We start from the raw sequence: 7,619 nt of genomic DNA, 5'->3' as shown, positions 1-7,619 counted from the left end.
CCCTCAGGGCACAAGGCTTGGATCGTTACCTGGGCGCACGGYAAGCGTCGTACRTTAGGKTCGGTMGARCAYCTGWCRCTCGAYCARGCYCGMGACCAAGCCCGGCARGCRGTMGCTGAATACGTTCAGTCYGGWTTGCCKKCRCTCGCRAAGTCSAAGCCCACYAGYTGCACSCTCGAAGYGCTSCTCAACGACATTTCGAACCCTGGGCTGTAGCTGAGCTCAAGGGTGGTCGTCAGTACCCGGATCGCATCCGATCAGTGTTTCCGTGGCTGCTGCGTCGTCAGATCATCGAAATCGACATTCCCACGATGGAGCGTTGGTGGAGTGGGTGTGTGAGTGGTCCGGATGCCGTCACCAAGGCTACCGTAGCGCGCGACTTCGCTTGCCTCCGATCTGCCTTGTCCCGTGCGGTCGAGTGGAAGTGGATCGAAGCCAATCCTTTGATGGGCATGCGACGGCGATCAGCAGCAAGCCGTAAGGTAGTGCGGCTCCTGTCGCCGGACGAAGAAGCAATGCTCCGAGCTGCACTCGCAGCGCGCGATCTTGCTGGTGTAGGGGGCAGGGCGAACGCCAATGCGGCCCGACGTAAGTATCGGCAGGCGGTTCTGCCTGATTTGCCGCTGGACGGGTATGTCGATCACCTGACCCCGGTGGTCCTTRCAGCCATCAATACCGGCATGCGGCGGGGTGAACTGTTGTCGATGACCTGGGCGGGCATCAACTGGGAAGCCAAGGTGTTGACCATCCGCGCCGAGAACGCCAAGTCCGGGAGGCAACGTCACATCCCTTTGAACGCCGAAGCCGTGGAAGTCCTGCGGCGTTGGACCGCTCAAGCAGGCGAGCGCCGTGCGGGCAAGGTATTCGAGGTGAGCGACATCAAGAAGGGGTGGGGCAAGCTGATCACTGACGCCCGCATTGAACAGTTCTGGTTCCATGACCTGCGGCATCACTTCGCATCGCGCTTGGTGCGGGCTGGAGTGGATCTGAAGACCGTGCGCGCGCTCTTGGGACACGCAGACACCACCATGACTCTTCGCTACGCCCACCTGGCCCCGGACACCCTGGCGGCGGCAGTTGCCAAGCTGGCCGCGTGACGCGATCAGTCAGACTGCTGCCCGGCCAAGCGCTCAAGCTCTTCTCGCATCCTCCGGCGCTCTTCGGTTGGGAGCTTCACGAAGGCCAAGATCGCGGCAGCCAGGTCATCGTCCTCAGCGAAGAGGTATGCGACAGGTATATCAAGCACGCTGGCAAGTTCTGCGGCCTTGGTGATATCCGCTTGGTTTCGCTCGCGCTCGTACCTGTTGATCAGCACGGCACCTCGGTTCTTGTCCTGAGTGCGATGACAAGGACTAATACATCCCATCTGCATGCGGTGTTGGTTGAAATTGCTTCAAGAAATCATCGCTGCTTGCCGTTGCGTGGCCTCGGATATCTCATTGTGTGTGACCGTGACCGTGACCGTGAGCTGCTGGCCAATGCCTTGGTGAAAGAGCTTTCATAGAATGGGCTAAGGTCCGATGATCAGCCTGATCAATGAGGCCTTGAGATTGAAAAGATCATTGATTCATCGGTTCCCTTCCGGATCGGCCGGACGTGTCGAGCAGCGGAAGGATCCGTGGGACTAAGCCGTCGCGTTGCTCCATGTTTGCATCTGTTTGTTTGTTCACGCCCCGCTCATATCTGATAGATTCCGCACAGCGATGTCGCGAAAGGAACGCTCCGGCAGGAGCTGACAACAGGGAGAGGGGGCTTGGGCGCCTGGAATTCTTGGTCATGCCGTGTCGGCGTGGCAGCTGTGCTGTGCATGATGCTGAGCGAGGTCGGGGCCGTTGAGCCCTATCAGGAATACAGCAAGCGGGTCGAGGCGGCCCAGACGCTGACCGCGTTGAAAAGCGAGTTGATGGGCGACAGTGTCAGCGTCTACAACGGCGCGACCGATTTCGCCGTCACCGATATCGAGTTGACCGGTTCGGGTATGCCCGTCCGCCTTACCCGCCGATTCTCGGTGGAGCTGACGCCGATTGGCCCAGGCGAGCCCGTTGCGGCGCCCTAGCTTCGGGGCATCGGCAACTGGGATCTGGATGTACCCCATATCTCAGCAACCTTCGATAGCGCGGTGCTGTGGAGGGGGCTGGATTCCACCGGGGGGCTGACCGACCAGCGTTGCTCGGTCGCAGTGGCGCCGCAGATATCCTTCAGTGGTGCAATCAGCATCTTCGACATCTTCCAGGGCTTCAGCATCCATGTCCCAGGCGAGGGCGATCGCCCCATGCTGTTGGCCGAGTCTGGCGTGCCAGTGCCCAATGACGGCGTCCCTCACCGTTGGGCCAGCCGCGAGCGCGATGCCTTCAGCTGCATTCCCATGCAGGCGGGCATGTCCGGCGAGGGCTTTGCCATGCAGACCGCCGACGGGCGTCGGTTCGAATTCAACTACGCGGTAGGACGCCCGGCGGGCACGATGCAGCAGAGCCGTGGACCGATGTATCCCCCGGTCAGGATTGCGCGCACCCGGATGTTCCTGCTTGCCACCAAGGTTACCGATCGCTTCGGGAATACGCTGAGCTATAGCTACAACGGGCAGGGCAATCCGACGGCCATCGTGGCTCAGGATCGTAATGGCGAAGTCCGCCGACTGGACCTGGCCTATCAGGGCGACCGTCTTGTCACGGCCTCCACCAACGGGCGGAACTGGACCTACAGCTACGATGGTGCGGGAAACCTGGGCGGTGTCATGCTGCCTGACGGCAGCGCATGGCAGTACACCTATGCGGGAAATCTCAAGCCGGGTTTTGACTTCTGGGATGGAGAGACCGGCATCACGTGTGCGGGCGGACCGGATGCGCTGCAGGCCAGTTATGAAGTCGTGTCCCGGCACCCGTCAGGTGCACAAGGCCGCTTCAACTTCACCAACCTTCGGCACTATCGGGCCGGTGTGCAGCGCAGCGAATGCATCAGTCGGGTGAACGGGCAGGATCTTTACTACGTCCTGCGTACGCCGAACCAGTTCGACATCATGTCGCTGGTATCGAAGGAACTGAGCGGCCCTGGCATTCCACAGCCGCTGCTATGGACCTACTCGTACACGCGTGAACGGCAGGCGTTGTGGGGCGGCGGTCAGCCGGTTGCCTATCCGTGCCAGAGCTGCCCGACCACCAAGGCAAACACGATCAACAAGCCCGACGGCTCCCGGGTCGTCTATGACTATGGATTCCTCTATGCCTGGAMCGATGGGCAGTTGATGGGCTCCAGAACGTACGACGCCGCAGGCAATCTGCTTTCAACCACCCGTTCCGAGCTGATGACCGATGCGCAACTGGCGAGCCAGCCTTTCCATCCCAACTACGGCCTGAGGGTCGGGGGCGATGACATCGGCACGCTGAAGGTGCGTCCGATGGTCAGTACGACGGTGTCGCAGGACGGAACCACGTTCCGTGCCACCACAAATAGTTTCGATGCCTACGCTCGGCCGACAAGCGCCACCCGCGCAAGTCCGTGGCACTCCCGCACCGACACGACGCAGTACAGCGACGATACAACCCGCTGGTTGCTTGGTCAGGTGAGTGCGGTAACCAATGCAGACACCGGTGCGGTGGTATCGCAGACGACGTTTGATGGCAACGCGATGCCCTCGCAGTCGTGGTCGTTCGGCAAGCTGCAGCAGTCGCTCACCTATCATGCTGATGGCACAATAGCGACCGTCAAGGATGGCAACGGCAATACCACCACGTTGGGCGCTTGGAAGCGCGGCAATCCGCAATCGATCACCTGGGCGGATGGGCAGGGTCTTGCCGCCAGCGTCGACGACAATGGCTGGATCACCTCGATCACCGATGAGAACGGCTTCGCCACCCAGTATGGCTATGACGCGATGGGGCGAGTCTCCAGCATCACGTATCCGGCAGCCGACTCTGTGGCCTGGAATGTCACCACGCAGGCATTCGCCCAGGTAGGCGCCGACGAGTACGGGATTGGGCCGGGCCATTGGCGGCAGGTGGTGGCGACCGGCAACGCTCGAAAGGAAACCTTCCTTGACGCACTCTGGCGACCGCTCGTCACCCGTGAGTACGATGCGGCCGATGTCGCGGCAACGCAGCGATTCCRGCGCTTTGCCTACGATGAAGAAGGCCGGCAGGTGTTCGCGTCCTATTCCGGGACGACCGACACGCTCACTACGGGCACGTGGAGCGACTACGACGCTCTGGGTCGGGCTACCTCGGTGTCGCAGGACAGCGAACTTGGCTTGCTGAGCACAGTCACGCAGTACCTGCCCAACGGCCAGACACGGACGACAAACCCGCGGGGCCAGGCGACGGTGAGCGGCTATCAGGTCTTTGACCAGCCCGGATACGACGTCCCGGTCTGGATCGACCATCCAGAGGGCGCCTATACCGATATCGCCCGGGACGTGTTTGGAAAGCCCACCTCGATTCGGCGAAGAAACGCAGACGGAACACTTTCTGTCACGCGCAGCTACGTCTATGACGGTCATCAGCAACTGTGCAAATCCGTCGAACCGGAGACCGGCGCCACGGCGACCGGGTATGACGGCGCCGGCAACGTCATCTGGACGGCGTCGGGACTTGCATTGGCCAGTACGGCCAACTGCGACGTCCAGGCTGCGCTTGATTCAGGACGGCGCGTGGACCGAACCTACGACGCGCGCAATCGGCTCAAGACGCTGTCTTTTCCCGACGGCAACGGCAACCAGACCTGGAGCTACTTCAACGATGGCAGGCCTTCGCAGGTTGTGACCAGCAACGATGCGGGCGCCAGCCAGGCGATCAATACCTATGCCTACAATCGCAGGCGTCTGCTGGTTGGGGAAACGGCGGAGCAGGCGGGAGTGGTCAACTGGTCACTCGGCTATGGGTACGACGCCAACGGCGCGCTGGCCAGCGTCGTGTATCCAAGCGGGATGAGCATTGACTATGGTCCGAACGCGCTGGGGCAGCCAACGCGAGCRGCAGGTTACGCCAGCGGTGTGTCGTATTACCCCAATGGCGGAATGCGGCAGTTCACTTATGGCAATGGGATCGTGCATACCATGACGCAGAGCAGCCGCCAGCTTCCTGCTCGTGTCGTCGATGGTGGCGTGCTTGATAACGCCTATGCGTATGATGCCGTCGGCAACGTGTCCCGGATCGACGACGCACTCGATGCCAGCCGCACCCGATCCATGCAGTATGACGGGCTCGACCGCCTTACCCAGACCATCTCCCCGGCATTTGGCGGCGATGGCGTGATGCGTTATAGCTACGATGTGCTCGACAATCTGCGCGGCGCGAAGCTGCTCGGGGTCAAAGAGCATAACTACTGGTATGACAGCAACAATCGCCTGACCAACGTCCAGAGCAACGCCGGTGCTACCACGATCGGCCTGAGCTACGGGGTGCAGGGCAACCTCAGCAACCGCAACGGACAGGCATTCAACTTCGACTACGGAAACCGGTTGCGTGGTGCGGTAGGCATCGAGTCTTACCGGTATGACGCGCATGGTCGTCGCATTGCATCCATCGATGCAGCGGGAGCCACGATCCTTTCCATGTACGGCCAGGATGGTGTCTTGCGGCGCCAGAACAATGCGCGCCAGGGCAAGAACATTGAATACGTTCACCTCAATGGAAGCCTGGTGGCCGAAGTGGCAACAATCGTTACGCCGGTGGCCCCTGTGTTGCAGGCGCCAGCGTTCAGTAATTCCGGTAGCTACGCGGTGAGCTGGAACGCAGTGGATGCGGCGACCGCTTATGAGTTGCAGGAGCAGGTCAATGCGGGAGGCTGGAGCGGTATCCAGACCGGTGCAGCGGTGAGCTGGGCAGCAAACGGAAAGACGGGCGCGACCTACAGCTATCGGGTGCGCGCCTGCATGGCTGTATCCAACTGCAGTGGCTGGAGTGCAGTCGCATCTACCGTGATGCAGCTCTCGCCTTCGGGCGTTCCCGCGCTCGCTGCGCCCGCGCAGGCCCCCAACGGTAACTACACTGTTAGTTGGTCTGCTGTCGTCGGCGCCAGCAGCTACGCGTTGGAGGAGATGGTGGGTTCGGGTAGTTGGTCCATCGTCAGTCCGACCACGACACCGAACGCCATGCAGTACGCGGGACGTCCGGCTGCCAGCTACGCTTATCGCGTCCGCGGATGCAACGCAGCCGGTTGTGGGCCGTTCTCCGCGACAGTGTCTGTGGTGGCCTTCTCGCCGCCCAGCGTTTCACCTGGCCTGTCCGCACCTGCCGTGGCATTGAACGGAAATTTTGCCGTCAGCTGGTCTTCCGTACCCGATGCCAACAAGTACAGCGTCGAGGAGAGCGCCAATGGCGCCGGTTGGGCGGTCTATAGTGAACTCGCCGCGACTGGGCTTTCGATCTCGGGCAAGCCGACCGGCAACTACAGCTATCGGGTGCGTGCCGGCAACGACGCTGGCTGGAGTGGGGTGTACTCCAACGTGGTGAGTGTGGCATCGCTTCAGCCTCCGCAGGCGACGTCTGTGAGCGCTCCTGCCTCGAGCAACACGGGCAGCTACACCGTCAGCTGGAACGCAGTAGCGTTGGCGACGGAGTACCGGCTGGAGCAGAGTGTCAACAGCGGCGGCTGGGGTGAGGTCCAGCGCGAGGGCGCCACGTCGCGCACGGTGAGCGGGCAATTGGACGCCAACTACGGTTATCGTGTCCTCGCGTGTAACGCTGCAGGCTGTAGTGGGTATTCCAACACTGCGTCCACTGTGGTTACGCTGCCGCCTGCGACGCCTAGGATTACGTCGAATACCAAGTTCCAGTCGGCCAAGCCACCGATACGGATCAATTGCTCTGTGTGGTGGACGCCGGTGGCGGGAGCTACCACGTATGAGTTGCTAAAGAATGGCATCGCAAACGTGTACAGCGGCCCGTTGACCCAGGTTGGCTCAAGCAACCAGACCTACTGCGCGGCGTCGCACCAAGTGAGGGCTTGCAATGCCGCAGGCTGCTCGCCTTGGTCGAATCCCCCTACACCGCAGGTGCTGACTATTGGAGAGATCGATGGCTGACCTTGTCCGCGCAATTGCCCTGAGGAAGGTGGTGGACGGCATATCTCGATGCTCTGCAGCACTCAAGAGGGTGGCCCAAGGGCGCGGTAGGCTGCAGGGGAAGGTGTGCTGGATGCTCATGTCCAGCATGGCGGCGGTGTCCCCCGTCAGCGCTCAAGCGGTCACGTACGTCCACACCGATGCCTTGGGCTCGGTAGTAGCCAAGAGTGATGCCAACGGCAACGTGATCGAGCGCATCACTTACGAGCCTTATGGCGCTGTCGTAGGTGCTCCTGTTGCCGATGGGCCGGGGTATGCGGGGCATGTGAGTGATGCTGCAACTGGGCTAAGCCAGATGCAGCAAAGGTACATGGATCCGCAGCTGGGGGTGTTCCTCTCGGTGGATCCGGTGACACCACACGAAAATCCTGGATCATCCTTTAACCGATACACATACGCTGCAGACAATCCTTACCGGTTTAATGACCCTGACGGTCGTCAGGAGCGCGCAGCAGAGCGACACGCTGATTCGGTAGCAAGCGATCCTGCTGCGTACGACACATTTGGTCCCGCGGCGCTTGTGTTGACCTACGCGATAATTCGAGCAACGCCCGTCATTGGT

Annotated in this window: 5 protein-coding genes; all 5 read left to right on the top strand. The window is 61.3% G+C overall.

Annotation, left to right across the window (positions count from 1 at the left end; translation table 11 throughout):
• Nucleotides 1-260: 260 nt before the first annotated feature.
• Nucleotides 261-1,097: a tyrosine-type recombinase/integrase gene (locus ACXJKH_RS11215; protein ID WP_457319485.1), complete on the top strand. Its 837-nt coding sequence runs from the start codon at nt 261-263 to the stop codon at nt 1,095-1,097.
• On the top strand, nt 1,094-1,504 hold the full coding sequence (locus tag ACXJKH_RS11210; RefSeq protein WP_457319484.1) for a hypothetical protein: 411 nt from the start codon (nt 1,094-1,096) through the stop codon (nt 1,502-1,504). The genes ACXJKH_RS11215 and ACXJKH_RS11210 overlap by 4 nt, the downstream gene beginning before the upstream one ends.
• 285 nt (nt 1,505-1,789) lie before the next feature.
• A complete protein-coding gene (locus tag ACXJKH_RS11205; protein WP_457319483.1) occupies nt 1,790-2,056 on the top strand; it encodes a hypothetical protein in 267 nt (88 codons plus the stop codon).
• 63 nt (nt 2,057-2,119) lie between these two features.
• Nucleotides 2,120-7,018 (top strand): RHS repeat protein, encoded by a 4,899-nt coding sequence (locus tag ACXJKH_RS11200; protein ID WP_457319482.1) that lies wholly within the window; start codon nt 2,120-2,122, stop codon nt 7,016-7,018.
• Between the two features lie 112 nt (nt 7,019-7,130).
• Nucleotides 7,131-7,619: RHS repeat-associated core domain-containing protein (locus ACXJKH_RS11195; protein WP_457319481.1), on the top strand; the 489-nt coding region annotated here is incomplete at its 3' end.

Source organism: Stenotrophomonas sp. P5_B8 (assembly GCF_054049855.1).
Note: the sequence above shows the minus strand (reverse complement) of the source record. Positions and strands in the feature narration are given on the sequence as shown.